The sequence below is a fragment of the Aerococcaceae bacterium DSM 111021 genome (assembly GCA_020112395.1).
Classification (GTDB): domain Bacteria; phylum Bacillota; class Bacilli; order Lactobacillales; family Aerococcaceae; genus Ruoffia.
In genome coordinates this window covers 43,769-66,740 of sequence record JACCEK010000003.1, presented here as the reverse complement: position 1 = coordinate 66,740, position 22,972 = coordinate 43,769, and the positions used below count along the sequence as shown (strand labels likewise).

General features: G+C 37.7%; 20 protein-coding genes and 2 pseudogenes. 5 read left to right on the top strand and 17 right to left on the bottom strand.

The window, feature by feature from the left end; all coding sequences use genetic code 11:
* Positions 1–267: 267 nt before the first annotated feature.
* Positions 268–705, bottom strand: a complete 438-nt coding sequence (locus HYQ40_09990; GenBank protein MBZ6528093.1) for a hypothetical protein — start codon at positions 703–705, stop codon at positions 268–270.
* 111 nt (positions 706–816) lie between these two features.
* Positions 817–1,266, bottom strand: a complete 450-nt coding sequence (locus tag HYQ40_09985) for a S8 family serine peptidase (protein MBZ6528092.1) — start codon at positions 1,264–1,266, stop codon at positions 817–819.
* 671 nt (positions 1,267–1,937) lie between these two features.
* On the opposite strand from HYQ40_09985, the gene HYQ40_09980 reads away from it, so the two are divergent.
* Positions 1,938–3,527 carry a hypothetical protein gene (locus HYQ40_09980; protein ID MBZ6528091.1) on the top strand — a complete coding sequence of 530 codons (1,590 nt, stop codon included), beginning with the start codon at positions 1,938–1,940 and terminating at the stop codon, positions 3,525–3,527.
* Positions 3,520–4,272 (top strand): hypothetical protein, encoded by a 753-nt coding sequence (locus HYQ40_09975; protein MBZ6528090.1) that lies wholly within the window; start codon positions 3,520–3,522, stop codon positions 4,270–4,272. The genes HYQ40_09980 and HYQ40_09975 overlap by 8 nt, the downstream gene beginning before the upstream one ends.
* A gap of 170 nt (positions 4,273–4,442) precedes the next feature.
* On the opposite strand, the gene lacG is transcribed toward HYQ40_09975, so the two are convergent.
* From lacG to HYQ40_09935, 8 genes are all read right to left on the bottom strand, one after another.
* Positions 4,443–5,846 (bottom strand): 6-phospho-beta-galactosidase, encoded by a 1,404-nt coding sequence (gene lacG / locus HYQ40_09970; GenBank protein MBZ6528089.1) that lies wholly within the window; start codon positions 5,844–5,846, stop codon positions 4,443–4,445.
* 17 nt (positions 5,847–5,863) lie between these two features.
* A complete protein-coding gene (locus HYQ40_09965; protein ID MBZ6528088.1) occupies positions 5,864–7,588 on the bottom strand; it encodes a PTS transporter subunit EIIC in 1,725 nt (574 codons plus the stop codon).
* Positions 7,589–7,597: 9 nt separating this feature from the next.
* Positions 7,598–7,909, bottom strand: coding sequence for a PTS lactose/cellobiose transporter subunit IIA (locus tag HYQ40_09960; GenBank protein ID MBZ6528087.1), 312 nt, complete (start codon positions 7,907–7,909; stop codon positions 7,598–7,600).
* Positions 7,910–7,940: 31 nt separating this feature from the next.
* Positions 7,941–8,909, bottom strand: a complete 969-nt coding sequence (gene lacD / locus HYQ40_09955; protein ID MBZ6528086.1) for a tagatose-bisphosphate aldolase — start codon at positions 8,907–8,909, stop codon at positions 7,941–7,943.
* A gap of 2 nt (positions 8,910–8,911) precedes the next feature.
* Positions 8,912–9,847 carry a tagatose-6-phosphate kinase gene (locus tag HYQ40_09950; GenBank protein ID MBZ6528085.1) on the bottom strand — a complete coding sequence of 312 codons (936 nt, stop codon included), beginning with the start codon at positions 9,845–9,847 and terminating at the stop codon, positions 8,912–8,914.
* 16 nt (positions 9,848–9,863) lie between these two features.
* Entirely contained in the window at positions 9,864–10,379 is a 516-nt protein-coding gene (gene lacB, locus HYQ40_09945; protein ID MBZ6528084.1) for a galactose-6-phosphate isomerase subunit LacB, read from the bottom strand.
* A 23-nt stretch (positions 10,380–10,402) separates the two neighbouring features.
* Positions 10,403–10,831, bottom strand: coding sequence for a galactose-6-phosphate isomerase subunit LacA (gene lacA / locus HYQ40_09940; protein MBZ6528083.1), 429 nt, complete (start codon positions 10,829–10,831; stop codon positions 10,403–10,405).
* A gap of 298 nt (positions 10,832–11,129) precedes the next feature.
* A complete protein-coding gene (locus HYQ40_09935) occupies positions 11,130–11,885 on the bottom strand; it encodes a DeoR/GlpR transcriptional regulator (protein ID MBZ6528082.1) in 756 nt (251 codons plus the stop codon).
* A gap of 683 nt (positions 11,886–12,568) precedes the next feature.
* Between HYQ40_09935 and HYQ40_09930 the strand changes: the two are divergent.
* Positions 12,569–12,772, top strand: a pseudogene (locus HYQ40_09930) (transposase).
* Positions 12,773–13,107: 335 nt separating this feature from the next.
* On the opposite strand, the gene pdxS reads toward HYQ40_09930, so the two are convergent.
* The gene (gene pdxS, locus HYQ40_09925; protein ID MBZ6528081.1) at positions 13,108–13,965 is read right to left on the bottom strand and encodes a pyridoxal 5'-phosphate synthase lyase subunit PdxS; all 858 of its coding nucleotides are present in this window, start codon (positions 13,963–13,965) and stop codon (positions 13,108–13,110) included.
* A 135-nt stretch (positions 13,966–14,100) separates the two neighbouring features.
* Here pdxS and HYQ40_09920 point away from each other — a divergent pair, with 135 nt between their 5' ends.
* Complete coding sequence (locus HYQ40_09920) at positions 14,101–15,489, top strand: PLP-dependent aminotransferase family protein (protein MBZ6528080.1); 1,389 nt, start codon at positions 14,101–14,103, stop codon at positions 15,487–15,489.
* A gap of 647 nt (positions 15,490–16,136) precedes the next feature.
* On the opposite strand, the pseudogene HYQ40_09915 reads toward HYQ40_09920, so the two are convergent.
* The 3 genes and pseudogenes from HYQ40_09915 to HYQ40_09905 all read right to left on the bottom strand — a co-directional run bounded on the left by HYQ40_09915 (position 16,137) and on the right by HYQ40_09905 (position 18,552).
* A pseudogene (locus tag HYQ40_09915) lies at positions 16,137–16,654 on the bottom strand (GNAT family N-acetyltransferase).
* Positions 16,655–17,180: 526 nt separating this feature from the next.
* A complete protein-coding gene (locus tag HYQ40_09910) occupies positions 17,181–17,621 on the bottom strand; it encodes a hypothetical protein (protein ID MBZ6528079.1) in 441 nt (146 codons plus the stop codon).
* Position 17,622: 1 nt separating this feature from the next.
* A complete protein-coding gene (locus HYQ40_09905) occupies positions 17,623–18,552 on the bottom strand; it encodes a DNA repair protein RadC (protein MBZ6528078.1) in 930 nt (309 codons plus the stop codon).
* Between the two features lie 135 nt (positions 18,553–18,687).
* On the opposite strand from HYQ40_09905, the gene HYQ40_09900 reads away from it, so the two are divergent.
* The gene (locus tag HYQ40_09900; protein ID MBZ6528077.1) at positions 18,688–19,530 is read left to right on the top strand and encodes an AraC family transcriptional regulator; all 843 of its coding nucleotides are present in this window, start codon (positions 18,688–18,690) and stop codon (positions 19,528–19,530) included.
* Between the two features lie 158 nt (positions 19,531–19,688).
* Here the strand turns inward: HYQ40_09900 and HYQ40_09895 are convergent, their stop codons facing one another.
* The 3 genes from HYQ40_09895 to rlmD form a co-directional block, all read right to left on the bottom strand.
* The gene (locus HYQ40_09895) at positions 19,689–20,309 is read right to left on the bottom strand and encodes a recombinase zinc beta ribbon domain-containing protein (protein ID MBZ6528076.1); all 621 of its coding nucleotides are present in this window, start codon (positions 20,307–20,309) and stop codon (positions 19,689–19,691) included.
* A gap of 12 nt (positions 20,310–20,321) precedes the next feature.
* On the bottom strand, positions 20,322–20,957 hold the full coding sequence (locus tag HYQ40_09890; protein MBZ6528075.1) for a recombinase family protein: 636 nt from the start codon (positions 20,955–20,957) through the stop codon (positions 20,322–20,324).
* A gap of 541 nt (positions 20,958–21,498) precedes the next feature.
* Entirely contained in the window at positions 21,499–22,902 is a 1,404-nt protein-coding gene (rlmD, locus tag HYQ40_09885; protein ID MBZ6528074.1) for a 23S rRNA (uracil(1939)-C(5))-methyltransferase RlmD, read from the bottom strand.
* Positions 22,903–22,972 lie beyond the last annotated feature (70 nt).

Here is a 22,972-nt window from a genome sequence, read left to right as displayed (position 1 = left end):
CTTTCATATTCTTTTCACATGACTCATATGCTTTCTAAACCAACGTTTATGAAGTCACTTTGTTCCCTCATGAATTATACCATTAAACATACAATGTTTCAGCCACTCAGCTTGCTCATTTTGCTTGTCTTCTTGGGAAATCCGTGCATGGGCGGAACATGGGACGAGTTGATAGAATTGATGTATTTGCGATTTTTGGTGAAATGGTCGTATGCGGTAACATGTCGACTATTTCGTACGTTCGTGGGAACAGGTCAAAAGTAAATATTATCGAATTCTAACTCTTGATTGAATAGTATTTATTATTTTATTGTAAAGTTTAATTTCCTCTATATGTTCAATCACCATAGACACGCAATAATCCTGAGTATAATTTAGATCATTAATCCATTTATTTGAATTAATTATAACAAGTGTAAAGGACGAAGTAGGTATATTTTGAGGTTCCCTCTTATACTCTTTTACACCTTTTTGATGGCATCCTTTTTTACGAGTATCGATTCCCGGATCCATAACTATTTCATATTTTTTATCAATCACATTTGCAAGTTGTTCCTCATCACTTAAATCTACTTCAGCAAATTTATTTACAATGATATCAGAGTCTAACGTATGGAATAATTTAAACTCCAATTGATTTCCTAAATAACTATCTCCGCGAGTCATTCTTGTTGGTGGATTGAATGTTAGCGCCACTGGCACCATTTTATGACATTTGGATTCGAAAAAAGCTTTGGAACATCAATAGAATAGACTTGAATCTTGTTTTATCCAATGTAGCTTCATCCAATAAAACTACTCTTTTATCAAAGGACGCTATAGTATTCTTATAGTGTGGTAAACCGTAACCTGATGTGCTAAAGTGCAACTTCTTCTTATCGGTATTAGTCCCTTTAACATTTTTAATTTCAGATAATCTAGTAGTGGTAACAATAGGTTTTTCAACAAATTAGCAGATCCATTTGGATATTTATTTGCAATTTTCCCAAGTATATTTGTAACCATAAGTGCTGAAAAACTAGAACCCACATCGTATGTAAATAATCTTTCCATTGGTAAGTTTGACAATAAAGGTAGCTTACCACCCGTATTTTCTGTAATGTGTCCACCGCTTTCTCGCAATATCATGTTACCACCATAGTGAACAACTTCTGGTTTTAACATATTATTAATATCCGGACCAACTCGTGTAAAAGAAGGTGGCTCATTTTCATCAGCTATCGGTGTCCATAATTCTTTTTTATGAAAGTCTAGTGATTGCTCCATAATATTAATTTCATGAGCTACTGAACCTACTGTAATAGAAAGAGCAGAAAGGTAACCCAGCGATCGATTACTACAAATACTACAAAAAAATAAAAAATGTTGCAGTAGACATAAAATCACTTTACCTAAAAAGGAACCGAAGTATATTAAAGAAAAAGTTGCTCAAGGATGGCCACCAGACGTCATCATTGGATGTTTTGAGCAGCCAATCAGTTGTTCAATGAGAACCTTATATCGTCGATTTAAATATGGCATCTTTGATATCACAACACTCCCTATGGAAGGCAAGAGAAAGTCAAACGAACACCAAGAACGACGGGGAAAACAAGCGTTCAAAAGAAATATCTCTGAAAGAGAAAAAGACTACCCTCTATTTAAAGATGAGTTTGGTCACCTTGCTAGAAAATCATTAAATTATCAAACACCTTTGGAAGTATTTTCAAATTACATAAATGACTCACGTTTGTCTAGCTTATATTGACAATTCAAAAATAATTTAATTCATCTCGATTTTTTATTCTAACTACAATTTATTTCTTTCTCACCCTCCCCTATGCATATCACTTGCCCCAACCTTCATTTATTATTATATTATAATCAAGTTATTGTTTGCTTTTTTCTCTGGTGGTTAATATAGTAATCACTTGGATGATTTTTTGAGGAGTGAAATGATGAAGAAGATTATCTTACTGTGCTTTTTACTTTCTTTAATACCTATTCAAAGGGCGGAGGCTCAGTCTCTATCTCCTGTCTTTAGGAAGGATTATGAAGGCGCGCCTGTGCCTTTTTCTGGGTCTGGCTTGACAAACCGTTTGTACAATGAAGTGATTGAGGACTTTGAGGTGGAGATTTCTAAGGATTTTGTCCTGGAGGCCATGGAGAGGAACAATCGCTATCCTGCACTAGTTCCGATTGAGGATGAGGACGTAATGGTTGGGTTCTTTTCGGGGATGGATGAAAACCGTGACCTTATCTATATCTATCAGTATATACTGCCGAATCCGTCTTTGGACTTTGATACTTTTGTCAGTCTGGTTCATCTTGTGGATCCGACGATCTCTGAGGCAAACTTACGTGAAGTCTATGCCCCTTGGGTTGAGGATTCCACTTCGACAGACAAGATTGAGCTATCAGGTCATAGCTTTGATGCTTCGCATCACCGTCATCACAATCATGATTATATTGAGGTCTCTTACCATTTCCCGCTGTCGCTTTATAACAATGCTGACACAGTGAATCTCACTAACTCTTTCTATGATTTAGAAGGGGATTCCCCGGATATCTTCTCCCCCGATTATGAAGGCGAAGAAGTCTTTGTCGACCGTGCCTATATCAATCGCATTCTGGACCAATTAAGCCAGACTTTTGGCTTCGAGCTGACAGAGGACCACCTCGATGCGTGGGGCAACACCGTCTATTACTACCCATCTGAAATGGCCAAAGCTGGCCGTTTGAATGAATTTTACATTTTCTCTGGCTTGACTGGTGAGCGGAATGTCCTAGAGATTCGCTTCACTAATGGCTTCGACACCTTCGACGAGTCTTACAACCTCTATTATGATAAGATGACGCGAAGCTACTTCCATTTCTTCGGGAAATTACTCGATCCGACTTTAGACGAGGAAGCTATCGAATTAGCCTATGAAAAATTCCAAGCGGGAGAGGATGTGGAGATGGGCCGCATACACGTCCAATCTAACGGCTATACTGACAACACCCTCAGCATGTCCCTACAGATTCCGACCTCTCAACTTGAAGACCCCGAGACCTACTACTTCGACTCCGTCCCTAGCAACCAGGCCCAAGACGTCCGGATTGACGAAGACGTCCACCACCTAGCTACTGTAGACCGGTTGAATAATCCAGACCGCATCTACGCCGACTACCAGATTGATGAGCAAGTGGTCATTAATCAAACTGATCAGAAGGAAATCTACCGACAATTACTAGACGACCACCAAGTCAACATGCCCCACTACCAAGAGGAAATTCAAGTGACGGGCGAGATCATAACCGACTTAGGTTCTGGAAATTGGAAGACCCTTCAAGTTGACGACAATGATTATTTTGCCTCCTTCATTATCTACCTTGAAGGCAATAGTCTCCCTATACTTGAAGGGAATGTGACAGTTGATGGACGCAGCCTTGGCGTTATAAGAGCGGATGCGGGTTCTGGAGGCCGAGTTCTATACCTAATTGCTGAGACTATAACCCAAAATGGCGAGGTCATCTACAATAGAGGAGGATCCGACAATGACTAAAAAACTAAAGATTTTGAGTCTTATCATTCTCATCCTAGCCCCCGCCCTCTTGTTAGCCTATACCAAAAGCAAAGCCGACGCCCCCATCCGCGCCACCGTCCCTGAGGCTTACGAGATCTACCTCAGTGGTGGTCACAATCAAGTCTTGGAGCGCTTGGACCAGTATATTGATGAAAATGCAGAGGGTGGTGAATACGGTGATGATGCCGGTGTGACCAGCGCGCCCTTCTTCGTCAATATGTCCGAGCAACAATTACTAGCCAAGTCAGCCTTAGAATTCCATAACGCCATTACTAGCGACATCAACCAAGACTTCATGTTCGTGCCGACTGCTATGGTGAATATAGCGGACCGGACTGTCACAGTGGATGGGCAGGACTTAGCTTTTACAGTAGATGGCGAAGACTCCGCTGGACGCCCACTCTATACTCTAGCTTCCGACAGTGACGCAATCAGCAACAACAACCTCAGCGTTTTAATTCGCAATGGGGCTAGTTTGATTGAGGCGCGCAACAACGCCTACTGGTCTCGCACTTGGCTAGCCATTGCTTACTTCATTGGTTTGTTTACGGTCGGTGTGCTAATCCTGTTCAACCTTGACTCTCTTTCCACATGGACTGTTGGACTGTACATTAAAGGTGCCGAGCCTGGGCCAATGATTAAGATTGGCTTCGTCGTCACAGCAGTGACACTGATTATTGTTGGCTTTATGTTTATGTTTATTACCTTTACCGAGATAGGTTAGTTAGTGTACACTCCCCCCAAGCCGAGGCATGGGGGGAGTTTCTTTGGATTGACCGTCACAAACTCACAGAGATTCACTTAGTAGGTTTCTTAATTAATATCTATTAAAATTAACTTTCTAACTTAGTCGACAAATAAAAAAAGGAAGACCCGCGTCTCCCTTTTAAGTCATTATTTAATTTCTAGAGTTGCTGCAAGTTCTTTGTACCAATAGGCACTCTTCTTAGGATAGCGTTCTTGCGTCTCAAAATCTACGTAGAATAGTCCATAGCGTTTTTCATAGCCATTAGACCAAGAGAAGACATCCATGAGAGACCAGATGAAGTATCCTTCAACCACAGCGCCGTCTCGTATCGCATCTGAAATGGCTTCTAAATGTTGTTTCACATAGTCAATTCGTGCATCATCATAGACAGTTCCATCAACAAAATCATCCTTATAGCCTAATCCATTCTCAGTGATATAGATTTTCTTGTAATTCGGATAATCTTTTTTAACGCGCATAATCTGATCATATAAGCCCTGAGGATAAATCATCCAATCCCAATCAGTACGAGGGACATCAACATCAAATTCTCGCTGGCCGACACCTTTAATCTGATATTTAGATCCACCTTTATCTCCTTTAGAGTTGTGTGTAATCTCTGTCTCACCTTCAAAGGCTTTCATCCAATCACTCATGTAATAATTAATTCCAAGGAAGTCATTCATATCTTTGGCAGCTTTTAAAGCTTCAAAGTCTTCATCTCTTAGGTCTAACTGTCCACCGTTCACTTCAAGTATGTGATTCACACCATCCATAGTTTTCTCAGAATACTCTCCAAGATAAGTCGCATCCAGGATGAATTTATTATGGATGATATCCTCTAACTCCGCCGCACGTACATCTTCAGGGTTCTCTGGGTCTAGAGGATACTTAGTTGGCAAGGCATGCACTACACCTATCTCACCGCTATAGTCCGCTTCTTTATATAATTTGACCGATTTTGCATGGGCAACCATCATATTATGATGTGATTGGAAGACTTTAGCTAGATCATACTTGATACCTGGCGGGAATTTACCAACCAGATATTGCCCATCCCCAATAGGTCCGATTTCATTAAAAGTAGTCCAGTACTTTACTTGAGTGAATTCTTTAAAGCAAAATTCTGCATAATCGACAAAGTGATCGATGTTTTCTCTGTTCAAAAAGTCACCTTTAGAATGAAGTGCTTCCGGTGTATCAAAGTGATGGAGTGTTACAAAAGGCTCCACATGTCGTTTATGACATTCATTGAATAGATTGTGGTAATATTCAACCCCTTTTGCATTCACTTCTCCATAACCCGTTGGAAAGATTCGTGACCAAGCGATAGAGATTCGAATACCATTCACACCAAACTCTTCCGCAAGCTGAAGATCAACGGGATACTTGTGGTAGAAATCACTTGCAGGTTCCGCAGTATACCAGTAATTATCCTCCAGATACTTATCCCAAGCAACAGGCCCTTTGCCATCCGTCTTGGTGGCTCCTTCTGCTTGATAAGCCGCAGTTGCCCCTCCGAAAATAAAGTTCTTTGGTAATGTTTTCATTAATTAGCCTCGATTCCTTATTGTAAATTCTCTTCAACAAATGCTAAAGCACCTTCACCATCACGCGTCAATGCTATATATTCCGCTCCGGCTGTCTTAGCCAGCTTGATGCCTAACTTATCCGTCTCTGCTTTCATATCCTCATAATTAGAAGCTACTTGTGGTGCTAGAATAACAAATTGATATTGAGGAAGTATCTCGCGGTGTGCTCCATAGCTTCCAGCTGTAGCCTTAATAGGTCTATCATATTTTTTGGCAGCCTTGTTCAAGGCATTGGCTAAAAGTCCACTCGTTCCACCACCTGCACATAGTACCAGTACATTAGTTGATTCTGTCGCTTTAACAGCTGTTGAAGGCTCCGCTTTCACTGTTGTAGTCTCTTCAACTTGACTCTTCTCAAGAATCGCTGTAGCTTTACGTGTATCAAAGCTCTGTTCAACTTTGGCTTTTAATTCATCAGACGATGATACTCCTGACTCTTCTTCCGCTAGAATCTGACGGTCATAGACCTTCAAGAACGGGTAGTAGATTAAGACATCCACGATGATTAAGACGGCAACCAGGACAAAGGATAAGACTTGGAAGTTCGTTCCTAACAAGATACCAAGCGGTGCTGGTGTTGTCCAAGGAAGATTCGTTGTAAAGCTATTCATTCCTAAGGCATCGATAAAGAATTTAAAGATCCAAACATTGGCAATCGGTGCAAAGATAAATGGCACAAAGAATACAGGATTCAAGACGATGGGTGCCCCGAACAAGATAGGTTCATTCACCCCAAAGAATGTGGGTATAACAGACGCGCGTCCAATGGCTTTGTTACGCTTAGACTTAGTCATCCACATAAACATGAATGGAACAACAAGCGTTGCACCAGTACCCCCCAGTGTGACAATGAACATCTGAGTTCCAGATGTTAAGATTTTATCCGCATGTTCACCTGCTTGTAGTAATTGTAAGTTCACATCAATGTTGGCATAGGTAATAGCTGCAATAGCTGGCTCAACAATTGAAGGACCATGAATCCCAATGAACCAGAAGAATGCATACGCACCAAAGATAAGGGTAATCCCCAAGTAACCATCTGCTGCTTGGAATAAAGGCGCAAGTAAGGTACCAATAGATTCAGCAACATTTACGCCCAGTGTGCTTCTTACAAATAGCGAAACCGCATAAAGGATAACCACTGAGACAGTAAAAGGAATTAAGTCCTTAAACACTTGAGATATATTAGGTGGGACTTCTTCTGGCATTGGAATCGTCACATTATTCTTCACACATACTTTATAGACATTGACCGTCACGAATGCAGCGATAAAGGCTGTGATTAGCCCCTTCGTCCCCATGAATTCCGTTAAGAATCCACCTTCTTGGGCAGGATCGGCTGCCATCAATAAGAAGCCTACCATCGTTGCTAGCATAGTTGAGATATAGTTTATCTGATTAGTTGATTCCATGTCTCGATTCATAGAATCGGTCAATGACTTTGCTGTCGTCCCTGATACAAAGAAAGCTAAGATTCCCATAGAATAGTTATAAGGGACCATTAAGAAATTCTCTACTTCAGGACTCCAGTGGAATCCCCATGCGTTTGGCACATAGGCTAGTAGAATAAATATACTAGAGAATAGAATGACTGGCATACCCGCGATAAAACCATCACGGATAGCACGAATATAGATATTACGAGAAATTTTCTCGAAGAAAGGTTTGGCTTTTTCAATTTGAGCAATTAATGTATTCATATCTTTACCCTAGCCTTTCTTATAGAATCCAATTAAGTGATTAATTAGATCTTTAAGTAGTATGGTCGTCATCAGATGGTCTTGACCATGCATCATAATGACACTGTATTCAATCTCTTCGCCAGATGCTTCTTTAGCAAGAAGATCAGTCTGAGCATTATGTGCACCAACTATCCCTTCTTCAGCTTCTGCCACAAGTCTCTCAGCTTCGTCAAAGTCGCCATCTTTTGCTTTGTTCAAAGCATCTAATAGTTTAGATCGTGCTTCTCCTGCATAGGCAACAATTTCGAAGCCAATCATTCCCACTTCATCTTTGTTCATGTTAGTTCCTCCTTTTTCCAGAATACCTTTATTATAACCCAAAGTCGCAGGCTACTGCAGTACGATTAAGGACTTCATTTAGGTCTTCTATATTCTTTCTTCCTTCTGTCTGTAACCATTCACGAGCCGCTTCTTCCCCTTGTTCAATAAAGACTTGAACAGATCCTGCCCATGTTGCACGTCCACATAATACACCATTGAATCTCGCACCGGCTTCATAAGCGAATTCTAAAGTATCTTGGAATAATTTAGCGCTTACACCTGCACTTAGATAGATATAAGGTAGGTCTGTTGACGCATCTTGTTCTTTAAAAGCTGCTTTGGCCTCTTCTTGAGTATGTAATACTTCTCCGCTCGCAAATCCTTCTACATAATTCATATTCACTGGCACTTCCATTTTAAGCACATCAACTCCAAAGCGATCTTGAGAGAATACTTTCATCGCACCATTCACTTTATGCGCTTTCAATTTTGCGAATTCAAGACTTCCGTTATCTTCAATATTTTCGTCGTATGTAAGAATTTCAAGGAAGAATGGAATATCCTCTGCCGCACATTCTGAACCAATTCTTTCCATGTAGGCTTGTTTTTGAAGATTAACAAACTCACTACCATCCACATCATAATAAAGTAGGAACTTAACAGCATCTGCTCCTTGTTCTTTAATGCGTTTTACTGACCATTCTACTAAGCAATCTGGTAAACGATCGGTCGTCGTAGCGTCATATCCAGTCTTTTCATAGGCTAGTAATAATCCAGCATTATCATCACGTACTTTCGCAGCTGGTAGACCGTATTCTGGATCAAGTAGAATTGATGACGCATACGGTGTAAGTTCTTCTGATACAATTTCTTTTAATCGTTCAATCTGTTCAACGGTTGGCTCCTCACTTTGATACTTACTCATCATTCTCTTTAGAGCACCACGTTGGTCAAAGGCTAGGGCTGAGATAACGCCCTTATCATCAGTCAATTTGTTTAGGTAATCTAGTTTAGTCATTTTTATACTCCTCTAACTTGAATTTTATTGAATAAGGCCTCATAGTTATTCAAATTAACATGGCCTGTTATTTCTTCTTGAGCATTTAACATTCCTAAGACGTTCGCATGTTTCAGCAATGCCACATCGTCATAATTACGAGTGATTCCCGATACGATTCCTGCTACAGTCGAATCACCTGATCCAACCGGATTCACGATATCAATGGTTGGAATGTCTACTTTGTAATACAAATCATTATGTTTAGCAAAAGCACCTTCAGAACCGAGTGAGACAATGACCCACTCCACACCATTGAATAAGCTGTCTTGCAGTGCTTCTTTTAATAGATTTAAATCTTTATCTAATTCTCTGCCTAGTAATTGTGATAATTCATCCACATTAGGCTTAATGACTTTTGGTTTATGTCCAGATAATAGAACTTGTCTTAAACTTTCTCCGGAGGTGTCTAATACCACTGGGACTTCCTTAGCATTAGCAATCATAATGAGTTCAACATAGTAATCTGTTGCTAGGCCTGAAGGGGTGCTACCCGATATTGACACAACTTCAGCATCCTTAAGTAAGCTTTCAAAATGATTTTTAAAGGCTTCTCCCTCTACATCTGAGATGGTCGGACCTGATTCAAGAATCTCTGTCTGCAGTCCTTCATGTAAGATAGCAATGCAGTTTCTTGTATTTCCCTTAATCTGGTAAAAGTCATGATGAATAGCTCCTTGGTCTAATTGAGACTTAATATAATTCCCAAGATCTCCTCCTACTAATCCAGTTGCTGTAAGATCCTCGTCTATTTCTTTTAAGACTCTGGTTACATTCAAGCCTTTACCACCTGCAGACTTATTCACATTACTCACTCGATTCACATCATCTAATTTGAATGTTGGTAATTGATAAGCGATATCCACGGATGGATTCATTGTGACAGTTAAGATTGACATAAGGTCACCTCCTCATCTAATCTTTGTATTCGCCACGGTCCCATTTTTCAAGAAATTCTTTAAAGAAATCTGGGTCTGTCTGGTCTACTTCTGCATGATCTAAATGACTAATCTTGGCAATTAATTCTTTGTTTTCGTCTGTTTTTTTATATTCAGCTGCTATAAAAGCATCAATAATATCACACATGAGTAATTCACCCGTAATCTTGCCACCAAAACCAATTACATTCGCATTCAATTCTTCTTTTGCATAGATAGCTGTTGACATATCACGAACTAAAGCTGAACGGATACCTGCTACCTTATTTACGGCGTTATTAATTCCTACACCAGTACCACAGATACAAACCCCTAGGTCTGCTTGGCCACTCGCTACAGCCTCTCCCACCTTTTTCCCGTAGATAGGATAGTGTGTTCTGACATTGTCATATGTTCCAAAGTCAAGGACCTCATAGCCTTGTTTCTTCAAATAATCAACTACAGCAATCTTTTCATAGGTTACAATATGGTCGCATCCAATAGCAATTTTCATTTTTTCTCCTCCAGTTAATTTAATTAACACATCTTGTTCAACATGTCTACACGCACTTGATGGCGTCCACCATCATAGTCTGCAGATAAAAATTCAGTAGCAATATTCTTTGCTAATTCAGGTCCTACAATATTGGCTCCTATGGTAATCATTCTTGAATTATTATGTTCACGCGTCATATAAGCAGATCGTTCATCAGAGACTTCAGCTGCAACCATCCCCTTAATCTTAGTCGCAACCATGAAACTCCCTGCGCCATACCCATCAATGACAATTCCTAAGTGTCTCTCTTCTTCGTTCACTTTCTTCGCAACAGCTAAAGTAGTATCTACAAAGTCAGCTGTTAATTCTTCACTGACGTCAATCACATCATAGTTCTCATCTAATAGATGGGCCTTCACAATCTCTTTTAACTGTTTACCGTCTCTATCCGCACCCAATATAACTTTCATCTTATTGCTCCTTTATGTCTGCTAATTTTGCTTTGCCTTTTTCCGTCCGATAGTAGAAAACGCTTTCTGTTTTACTATACATATAATATATCACGAATGTTAAAAAAAGTCAAAATTTTTTAAACGTTTATTGTTTAAAAAGTGTTTATTAATTGTTTAAATAGTGTTTATTAATTGTTTAAACGTTGATTTAATCAACTTTATTGTCATAAAACTTTTTTATTGGTATGCAAAAAAAACCTTCTAAACTCAACTGACTTGAGTTTAGAAGGAGTTTACTTTAGTATTGTGTGTTTAGTTAAACAATTAATTCTGTGTATACTTGAATTGCTTGTTTTTTATCCTCATTAGATTCTTCCATAACTACCGCTGTTAGGTCAGATAAGTGACATAATTTAGAGAAATCCTCTTTCCCAACCTTTGACGAATCCAATAACAAATAACTCTCTACCGAGTGCTCTAATGCCATCTTTTGAGTGTACGCTTCTGCGACAGATGACGTCATGACAATCCCGTCTTTAACACCATTACCACCAAAAAACATCTTCCCGAACCGCATATTCTCCAAAGACATATTCGTAATCTCACCTACAAACGACTGTGTGACACTTCTCATCTCACCACCGAGTAGATAGACATGGAATGTCTCGGACTTTTTCTTTAATAGAATATTAAAGATGGGAAGGCAGTTTGTTACAACCGACAGGGCTTGGTAATTAATCACCTCTGCTAACAAAGCCGTGGTCGTTCCTGGCCCAATAAAGATTACATCCCCTTCATCAATTAATTCAGAGGCTCTTTGAGCTATATATCGTTTCTGGTCCGTATTCTTATCAAATTTATCTTCATGCGCGATTTCCTTATATTGAAACGCACTATTACTACGAGCCCCACCATGGATTTTCTTTAATAGCCCCTGATCATCTAATTCTTCTAAATCTCTTCTCACTGTCATATCTGACACATTATAGCGAGACACAATCTCTGAAACCCTGACAGTTCCTTGTTCATTCACCCATCGAATGATTGCTTCATGTCTTTGATATTTATTCATACCCGTCCTCCTCATTTATAAACTCACTATACAACCTTTCTTTAGAAAACTCTACACTTAATGTTTAATTTATAAATATTCAAACATTAAAGCGTTTGCTAATGTTTGAATATAATCTATACGGATGTTTCCTTATTTCAATTGAAATAAATAACTTATTAAGTCAGTGTACTATCTTTATTCAATCCGGATTTATTCACTAAAAAGTGATATCCCCGACCAACCGCATCGTTGATCATTGACCGTCACGAAATCGCTCATAATCAATTAACAGGTTTAATTTCTCCCTATTCAAACCATCGAAAGGTATTTCGTATCGTTTAGTAAAGTGCTATAAACCCCTTATTGTAGGCTTTGTTAAAAAAGTTGTGTTTTGTTCAATTTCGTTTTGGAGCTTATTGTTACTTAAAACACCAAGTTTCTCGCCATATGAACACTTATAAAAATAAATGTTTTGCAAGGTTTTAGTCTCCTTACAACACATTCTGAAATGCCCTGTGTACCCGATTTTGATACACTTTTATTTTGTAGATTCTCTCTTCATCAACTTCATCTTCGTAAAGAGCTGTAGCAGCCTTCTCAATTCCTATTATTCTTTCTTCAGATACTACTTCGTCTAGTCTTGCCTAGTTATCCTCATAGAAATCATTCAAAAGTATGCACATCAATATTCGGTATAAGCAATGTGTAAAGTCCTGAAAATACTAAGAAGCACTTATTAAGAATCAATAAAAAGAAATACTCAAAGCCAAAAAGATGATGATTTAGAATTAGAAAATATGATTATAGATACGTTTAATTCGAATAGAAAAAGCATTGGTACAAGACGAATTAAGATTAATTTAATTGATAAGGGTTTCACTGTATCCAGACGAAAGATTGGTCGTGTCATAAAGAAATATAATCTAGTTTCTGTTTATACAAAAGATAAATATAAACATCATCCAAAAGAAGCTAATGAAAAATCATTTAAATCGCACTTTTAATAGAGAACAACCAATGGAGGGCATTGGTAAATGATTTAACATGTGTAAAAGTAGCAAATACATGGCTTTACATATGTTTACTTATTGATCTCATCAATAGAGAATTCGATGGTTACAGTGCAGGTAAAAATAAGGATTCAAACTTAGTGATGAGAGCAAATAGTAAAATTATAGGACAAAATAAAAAAAGTCAGTAGACCAAGCCCACTGACTTTTGAAGCCCTTGTTTTTAATGATTAACGGTTAGACATGATGACTTTAATTTCGTCTTCATTAATACCTACCATCGCTTCGCCTAAATCAGTTGAGATTTCGGCTAATTTGGCAGCATCTTTGTAATTGGCTACTGCTTCAACTATGGCTTTGGCACGTTTTTCTAGATTACCTGATTTGAAAATACCTGAACCAACGAAAACTCCTTCAGCACCTAATTGCATCATTAAAGCCGCATCAGCTGGTGTTGCCACCCCGCCAGCCGAAAAGTTCAACACAGGTAATTTACCAGTATCATGGACTCGCTTTAATAAATCATAAGAGACGCCTAATTCCTTAGCTTGGTTAAAGAGCTCATCATCTTGTAACGAAGCCACATAGCGGATTTGTTCATGGATTTTTCTTAAGTGACTAACCGCTTGACTGACATCCCCCGTTCCTGCTTCACCTTTAGTACGAATCATTTTAGCCCCTTCTTGAATACGGCGTAAAGCTTCACCTAAATCTCTAGCTCCACAAAAGAAAGGTGTTTCAAATGGTTGTTTATCAATATGATAAACATGATCAGCTACTGATAAAACTTCTGACTCATCAATATAGTCAATTTGTAAACTTTCTAAGATTTGAGCTTCGACAAAGTGACCAATTCTTACTTTCGCCATGACTGGTATAGAAACTGCTGCTTGAATTTCTTTTATCATTTGAGGGTCACTCATCCGACTAATACCCCCAGCAGATCGAATGTCTGCAGGAACTCTTTCTAAAGCCATGACCGCTACGGCACCAGCTGCTTCAGCAATTTTAGCTTGCTCTACATTTACCACGTCCATGATGACGCCACCAGCTAATTGTTTATGTACTTCTTCAATTGATAGTTTCATTTTGATTGCTCCTTTATAAATATTGTCTCCACTTTAACAGTCTTTTGGATGTTTCTTAAGATGCAAAAATGGATATTTTTATGGGTCCAAATAGTTTTTTTATTGTATAATGGATAACACGAGAGGAGGAAAAGTATGATTACGGTGAACTTTAACGAAGACCAACACCTCTACTTACAAATAGTCGATGAAGTCATCCGGCAAATTGCCCAAGGGCATTTAAAAAGTGGTGACCAACTACCCTCACGGCGGGCCTTGGCAGATCATTTAAAAGTCAGCCTTAATACGGTCATTAACGCATATGACCAACTGACAGATGAAGGCTATATAGTACCGAGGGAAAGATCTGGTTATTATGTGGATTTACTAGAAATTGATATGTTGCCCTCTGAGGAAATTGAGACAAAGTCGACAAAACATGAGCATTCTAAAATAAGTGAAGCCAGCCAATATACTTATGATTTTCACTTTGCCAACCGTGATATGTCTACTTTAAATCCCAAACAATTATTGCAGTATGCACCCGAAGCTCTAGCAAGAAGCGTGGTTAATTGTAATTTAAAAGATGACTTGGGTGCTCTCTCTTTACGCTTGGCTATTGCTAATTATTTACGTAAATACCGGGGAGTGATGACTTCAGCTGATAATATCATCATTACAGGTGGTCATACGGCTAGCTTACAGACTCTATTTGCCTTATTAGAAGATGCGATTTATGCCTTAGAAGATCCTGGCTATTATAAAAATTTAGATCTCTTTACAGACTATCAGCAAAAGACTATTCGAATTCCGATTGATAAATATGGTTTCTCAGTTAAAGATTTGGAGACTACCTTAGCTAACATCGTGATTACTACGCCCAACCATCAGTTTCCCACTGGCATTATCATGGGGATGCGTCGACGTCAGCGTTTATTAAAATGGGCCTATCAGGCAGAAAACCGTTATATTATTGAAAATGACTACTATAATGAGTTCCGCCTTAAGGGCCGTCCTGTTCCTGCTTTGACTAGTCTGGACGACCAAGAGCGAGTCATTTTATTAGGGGCCTTTCGTCAAAGTATGGGGTCAATTTTTAAGATGTCTTATTTAGTTTTACCCGATAAATTAATGAAAAAATTCCATCAAGCTAAATTAAAAACCAGTGGTATTTCCAGCTTTGAGCAATATTTAATGACTGATTTTCTCAATTCTGCCCATTTTCCTAAATATATTAATAGCCTGCGGACTAATTACCGTCGTAAGGAAAAAGCAGTTCTAGCAGCGCTTAACCGAATCCAACTACCCCTAACCATTAAACAAGCAGGGGCTGGACTTTTCTTTATTATTACCATTGAGGGTGAGATTCCGCCGACTGACGTGATTCAAGCTAGGCTAGCTGAAAATAAGATCCGCTTACAACCGGTCAACCACTACGCTAGATTAAAGAACCAGTTCGACCAAAGTTATATCTTAGGTTATGGTGGGCTAGAGCTTGATGAAATTGATCAAGCTATTCAAGCTTTAGTCACTATTTTTAAATAAAGCAAAAGACTCAGTAAGTCAGCGAAAAGCTTATATACTGAGTCTATTAATTAGATTAAAAGAAATTCAACTAGATAAACGACGATGACCGATACCGTCATAACTGCTAAAGTCACATAAGGAACTTAAAACAAACATACGCCTACATGTTCAAAACGATCAATGTAGGCTGTGAACTCAAGCTTATATAAAAGCTCTATAATGAATGGTAAGTGTACCAGTACTCACGTGCTGACTACTTTCTTCATAAGTTTGATAATTTTCCTATCCAACCTAACACCCTTATTCTTATTAACTAGTATCCACAGACATACCCCTGCTTGCATAATAAAAAGGAGTCACTTAATCTTTAAACTAAGTTTACTCCTTTTAATATTAGCATACCGTGAGGCTGTTTTAATTAATAATCTTATTGTATCAAGGTTCTAGGGAGATACCTTTTGCATCAATACTAAACACTCAGCAGACGACTTCTACCAATCAGACTGCGCCTATCGGCTTGGCTTCTTGGGAAGTCCGTGCATGGGCAGAACATCTACTTCTTCTGTCGCTAACGCTCTTTCACAAGTAGTGTTACCGCCTCAACATGTCATGTTGGGCACGTATTAATTGATAATTATTAGATTGGGGTGTGGTTTAGATATTATCTAGACAATATGTTCAGATACCAACATTGTATAGACATAACTGTCCCTCCATTCACCTTTACTCCAGAAATCTTGAATGAAGTGAGCTTCTTGTGGCATATTCAATCGCTTGCAAAGCTTCGTAGAGGCTAAATTCCTTGCATCTAGTACCGCTTGGATTCGATGAACAAGATGTTCTGAAAATAAATATACCATACTGCTTCACCTACATTGTCTCTACCTGAGTATACTGGATTGAAAACAAACCCAATCTCTAACGTATTTCTCATAACAGTATACCAAACAGAGATTTCTCCTATAACTTTCCCCTTAAGTTCACATGCTATATTCAACATCTTTTCTTCGTTTAGTTCATTATTATTCAGTTTCTCATTAAATAACTCTATTGAAGTACCCTCTTCTCATGGTTCATGCAATAAATATTTACATTCCTCTTTATCTTTATAGAAGTCGAATACATCTTTTAGATTTTGTTTTTGGAAGAATCTCTAGGTCATTCTTTCAGTATTTAATTTAATAAACCATTCCCCTTAATAGTAAAATTATAATAATTTTAATTACTTTGATTGGTCTGATTAGATCGTACTTATGAATTTTTATAATTCAAATTTTACTTACAAAAAAACAACTGAATAGATTAATGCATGATTTAGTAAACATTTTCATCCTAATTTAGAACAAAGATACATTCTTATTAAAGAATGAAAGAGACATTTAGTTTTGCAGCACCCAGCATAACTAAATGTCTCTCTTAATTTTGAGTCTTAACTACGTTTCCAAGTTTCTGCTCTATCTCAAAACTCACGAATTGTGTAATTATTACTTCAAGCAATTTTTATATATTTATTAACATCAAAACTTCACGACTTTAGCCACTCAGCTCACTCCAATATGCTTAGCTTCTTCGGATTCGTTTATTGGCAGAACTAATTGTTAATTGCGCCGCTGAAAATTTTTGTTAATAAACATACTGCTTCACTGTATTTAAGGTGAAAAATATCGAATTAAATTAATATTTCGACTATATAACATTAGTTAATTTCATCATTCATTAATAGGAATCATTATATCTAAAATATTCTTAGATTTATAGTGTTCTATCATTGGAAGTGACCAATTAATATGACCCCCATATTGACTGAAAAGAAAATCATATGCAGGGCTAATCTTCTCATAAAGTTCGGGCACATCATATTTAAGTCTTAACCTTAAATAATTTCCGCCCTCAAACTCAAATTGGTTTAAACCATATGTATCATCTCGATCACTTTCAAGGACTACGGAACAAACTCTATATACTTTATTTTCATCATAATCTAAACCAAACATTTTTCTGCCGGTTAAGGAAGGGAAATGTGCTTCAAATAATGGCCAGGCTTTTTTTTGGCTCTCAGGGTTATTTGGTACCTCCATATAAAATAAGTTCATTTTATCTATGACGACTCTTTGTAAAGTCCCTATATCAATTTTCATGTTATTATCCATACTAATCTTCTCCTTCAATTTGTAAACATAATGCCTTAAATTCTTCATCAAGTTGAGCAATTTCTTCAAGTGTATGTGCTAAATTAAAATAATCTTCTTTAAGTGTAGATAAGTGTGCTTGTCCAAATAATTCAGCCAATTGTTCTTTAATTTTTGATTTATTTGAATCATGACTTTTCAAGAACTTACTTATATACAAATTCCTGGCAGAAGCCAATCGAAAACTAAAAAACTGAAGAATTTGTTTTTGTTCTTGATTCAGTCCATTATCTCTTACTGCATGGGCGAATTTTTCTATAACATTGTTTTCACCTTTTTGGTATCGCTTTTTCATTATTAAGGATACTTCATGAAATATTTTTTCAGAGTTGGGAGTTTTAACTTTTTTGAACTTACCCCACATTGAAAACGAACCGCGTTTGTAATCTATCAAACTAGCTTTCCAAGCTTCAATAAATTCTTTGAATACTATTTTCATACATGGATAACCGGCAGGATCATGTAAATAAACGAACTCTTCGTCCACATCATAAATTGATACAAAATGGTCAACACCACTTAGATTAATTGAGTTAGGGTTATACGTTAAATATCCCATATCTATTGGGCCAGCAACAACTGATCCATAAGTTAAAAGGTATTTTAGTTTTTCCTTTATTTCATTCACCTGGATATTATTCAGGCTATTTGTGAAAAACTCCTTGTAAGTAAAACCCAAGATTCTTAAACTATTACTTATTGACACATCTGGCAATCCATTATCAAAGAATACCAGAGGGTGTTTAGAATCATTGCTAACGATACTCGCACCATTGCCCATGACCATTATACCTTCTAAGTATTCTGGATAGATATTGTACCCATAAGAACTCAAAGCCATTGCAAGTGATTTCGTGTAACATAAGGGTATATCTCCGTAAAATAAATCCATACTCTTACCTCCTTGTTTTGATATATCATAGTTTAATAGTATGCATAATTTTTTTCTTATCATTCTTTGTACGAGATTTTAGGGATTTACAAGAAATTTTGACAGTGATAAAATTATTAAGAAGGGAGTGTTTTTATGAATGATTTGGTACAAGTCATCAACCGAATTGAAAAAAATCTAGATTACGAAATCGATTACAATCAGCTCTGTAAAGGTTTATCTTTAACAAATAGTACTTTGCAGCGTATTTTCCCAGTAATCTTTAATATGACGACTTCAGAATACATCAGAAAACGAAGATTATCTAAAGCTGCCTTTGACCTACAACATTCTAAGTTTAGCGTACTTGAAATCGCTCTGAAGTATGGCTATGAAACTCACGAAGCTTTCACGACTGCATTTAAGAAATTTCACGAAAATACGCCTTCAGCAGTACGTAAAGGTGCATCCTTTAGGTTTATTGATAAATTGGAGTTGTCAATAACAATCCAAGGTGGGAAAGAGTTACCTTTAGAAATCATCACATTACCCGATTTTTATGTCGCTGGTCTTTCAATTAATACATCGGCTAATAGTCCTGAAATTTCAAAGCTATGGAGACAGTTAACTGAATCTAATTTGGTAAATAAATTAATTAAAGTTAGCACTGGTAATAGCTTCGGAGTATCCTACGGGATTAATAACAATGGTACATTAACTTATATGGCCGGATGGGAAATCAAAAATCCAGAGTTAGTTAATCACCTACCTCTACAAGTGACCTTAATCCCATCCACAACTTTTGCCATCATACCATGTTTTGGCCGATTTCCAGAGTCACTATATCATGCTTGGAATTATATATTGAACAAGTTTTTACCTGAGAGTGGTTACACCTATATAGGAAAGTTTGATTTAGAATATTACCCGAATAAATTCACAGATGATACGAACTTTCCGATGCAACTTTGGATTCCAATTGAAAAAATTAATTTATAGCGTTTTGTTCTTATATGAGGAAACGAAACGCTATTTTGCTCCATTTATTCTTATAGTTAACTTCCAAATACAAATGAAATAAAATTCCATTACCACTTTCTATTATTAGAGTCCCCCATCTCATTAATTTTTTCACAATAATTTCATACTCATTCTCTTTATTTCTGTCTCTCATATTTTTCTTTGGTAATACAATCCCCGGTTTTCAACTCCACTTCAATAACTCTATCTTTAATAACGACACCCGCCACTAATCGATTAACTAAACTTTCATCATAATCTTCAAGTTTGATATGCTGTGTTTTTAGTAAAGCTTTAATATCCGATAGTCGCCTGCGTTTCTCCTCATTCGTCGCATTTTCTATTAAAAGTTGCTGCTTCCGTTCTCGAAGTTTAAATATTCGCTCTGCTATGCGTTCATAATCTTCTTTCTGATTCGCAAATTGATATAACTGCTTTTGTAAATCGTGTAACTGATTATCAACATCTTCTACTGTCTCATCATATTTGTTATTAAGAACCTCGGTAATATTTTCCTCCAAAACTTTCAAGTAGTTACCTTTATCTCCTATGAACTCATTAATCGCCTCCACTACTGCTTCATGAAGGAGCTCTTCCTTAACCGTTCTCGCCTGACATTGCGTATGGTCAATAAGGCGAGTCACACACCGCCAGACAGTCGCTTTACTTCCTCGACTGTTCCATTTTACTCGTCTAAAAATATCCCCACAGTGTTCGCAAATTACTTTGCCTGATAAGGCATACTTCCCTTGGTACACTCGCTTCTGCTTTCATTTGCCTGAATATAAATTACTTCTTCTAGCCTTTTCTTGTTGAGCCAAATGAAAGGTTTCTTTGGAAACAATCGGCTCATGGCTGTCTTCGATATAATACTGTGGGACTGTCCCGTCATTTTCCACCCGCGTTTTGGTGAGGAAGTCCACAGTATAGGTTTTTTGAAGTAAGGCATCTCCCATATATTTTTCATTGCTAATAATGCGGTTAATACTATCTCCCGACCATTTTAGTTTGCCGGATCCCGTTGGGATTTTGTCGTTCATCAAGCCTCGTGCAATTCGTCCCGTCCCTTTCCCCTCAAGGTATTCTTTAAAGATGCGCCTGACCACCTTTGCTTTTTCTTGATTGATGATTAAATTTCCCTCATCATCTGCATCGTAACCTAAGAAGTTCGCCGTATTGAATTTTACTTGGCCCTCTTGGTACCTATACTGTAAACCTAGCTTAATATTCTTACTTAGCGACTCACTTTCTTGCTGAGCAAGAGATGGCATGATGGTAATAAGCACCTCACCCGTAGAATCAAGAGTGTTGATATTCTCTTTTTCAAAGATTATTCGAACTTTTAATTCCTTGAGTAATCTTACTGTCTCTAATGTTTCAATCGTATCTCGACCAAAACGACTCACACTCTTAGTGAGAACAATAGTTACTTTTTATTACGACAATCATCAATGAGACGGTTATACTCTTCCCGCTTTGATTTTGCTTTGGCTGAGGCTACATCAATATAGATATCAACTAACCGCCAATCCTAAACTAAGGAATCTTTCTGAGTTAAGGCCGAAACCTGATTGGCTAGACTTCGTAACTGATCTTTTTTATTGGAACTTACTCGAGCATAAATAGCCACTCGCTTCTGTTTCGGTTGACATCTAGCTAAATTACAATACATGTTGTCCTTTAAAACCATGGGTTCCCTCACTTTATGGAATGGCTTAACTAATCACAGTTAACCTACTTATCTATATAGAATAACTCCATGATAAGTAGGCTGATTAATTTTATTTTATTCATTTTTTTATACCAAAAGATGTTGACCAGTTCCCACATACTACCTATTAATTATTGGATATAATTCCCAATCTCAACCGTTTCCAAACCAATTATACTAAAAAATCAGCCCCTTGAATATGGTATACACATTCAAAAAGCTGATATAACAACATATTACCCTTTTACCTTTTCCATCAATACTATCGACTCAACATGCGGCGTATGTGGGAACTGGTCAATCGGTTGAACCGTCTTCAATTCATAACCAAAGTCTCTTAACCAAACTAAGTCTTCAGCTAAGCTTTTTGGATTACATGAGACATAGATAACTTTATCCGTTCCAAGTCTTCCAATGCTTCGCATCACTTTCCCGCCGGCACCACTTCTTGGTGGATCTAACAGTAATAAGTCTGGTTGGCCCCAAATTTCTGGGAGTTCTTTCATTCCGCGTCGAGCGTCACTCGCCATGAAGAAAGTATTGTCTAAGCCATTATCTTTCGCATTACGCTTCGCTGACTCAATTGAAGTTTCAACAATTTCAATTCCAGCTAATTCTTTACTGCGTTTCGCAAAAGGTAAACTGAATGTTCCTACCCCACAGAATAGGTCAAGGACGCGCATATCATCATTCACATCAGCCATCTCAAGGGCATAGTCCACCATTTTCTCAGCTTGAACTGGGTTCGGTTGGAAGAATGTATCATGCCAGATACGGTAGCGGTAGCCACCTAATTCATCGTAGATGTAGTCGCGTCCGTACAAAGTAAAGGACTCTTCTGATTGAATACGACCTGAAATATTGGTGTATTCAATCCAAACTAAACTTTCTAAGCTTGGAAACGCATTACTTAAGCGTTCTGTTAAGTCTTTCACAGCTTCTTTATGTTCGTCTGGCTTCTCAGTCGCATACACGACAACCATTAATTCACCTGTCTCGAACGACGTTCGCATCATTAAATTACGTAAAAGACCCGTGTGGGCATCTTTATCATAGCCTGTGAATCCGTGATCCTTTTGCCACTGGCTCACAATATGTTTGACATCAATCATTATCTTAGGTGCAATGATTGAATCTTCTAAGTCGATGACCTTACGATAATTCCCTTGTTGATGCATACCTAATTCACCATCTTGTCCAAAAGAAAGTTCCATTTTGTTACGGTAACGGCTTGGCTCCTCCATACCAATAATCGGCTTAATTAATGATGTATCAAAGCCTTCTTTTTCTAAATACTCTCTCACCAAGTCAGACTTGAACTCTAATTGAGCATCATACTTCATATACTGAAGTGGCGTTCCACCCGATACTGCTTTGTGAGTAGGGATCGATAAGTCGCGAGTCGGTCCTGCTTCAAGTAATTCATCATAATCGACTCTTGCAATATGTCGCCCTTTAGCGTTGTCTACTGTTACTCGAACGACATCTCCTTGGACCACATTTGCAATAAATAATAGAAGTTGTTTTCCTAAATTCCCTCTATCTGGCGCATGTCTATAACGAACGACTCCTCGTCCTTTTGGATCGACATAATCAATTTTTACATCTAATACTTCTGTTGGATATTCTTCTTTTTTCATCTAATCACCTCTAAATAATAATTTCTCTTCATTCATTTGTATTCGCATAGTATCCCCTAGTTTATCATAT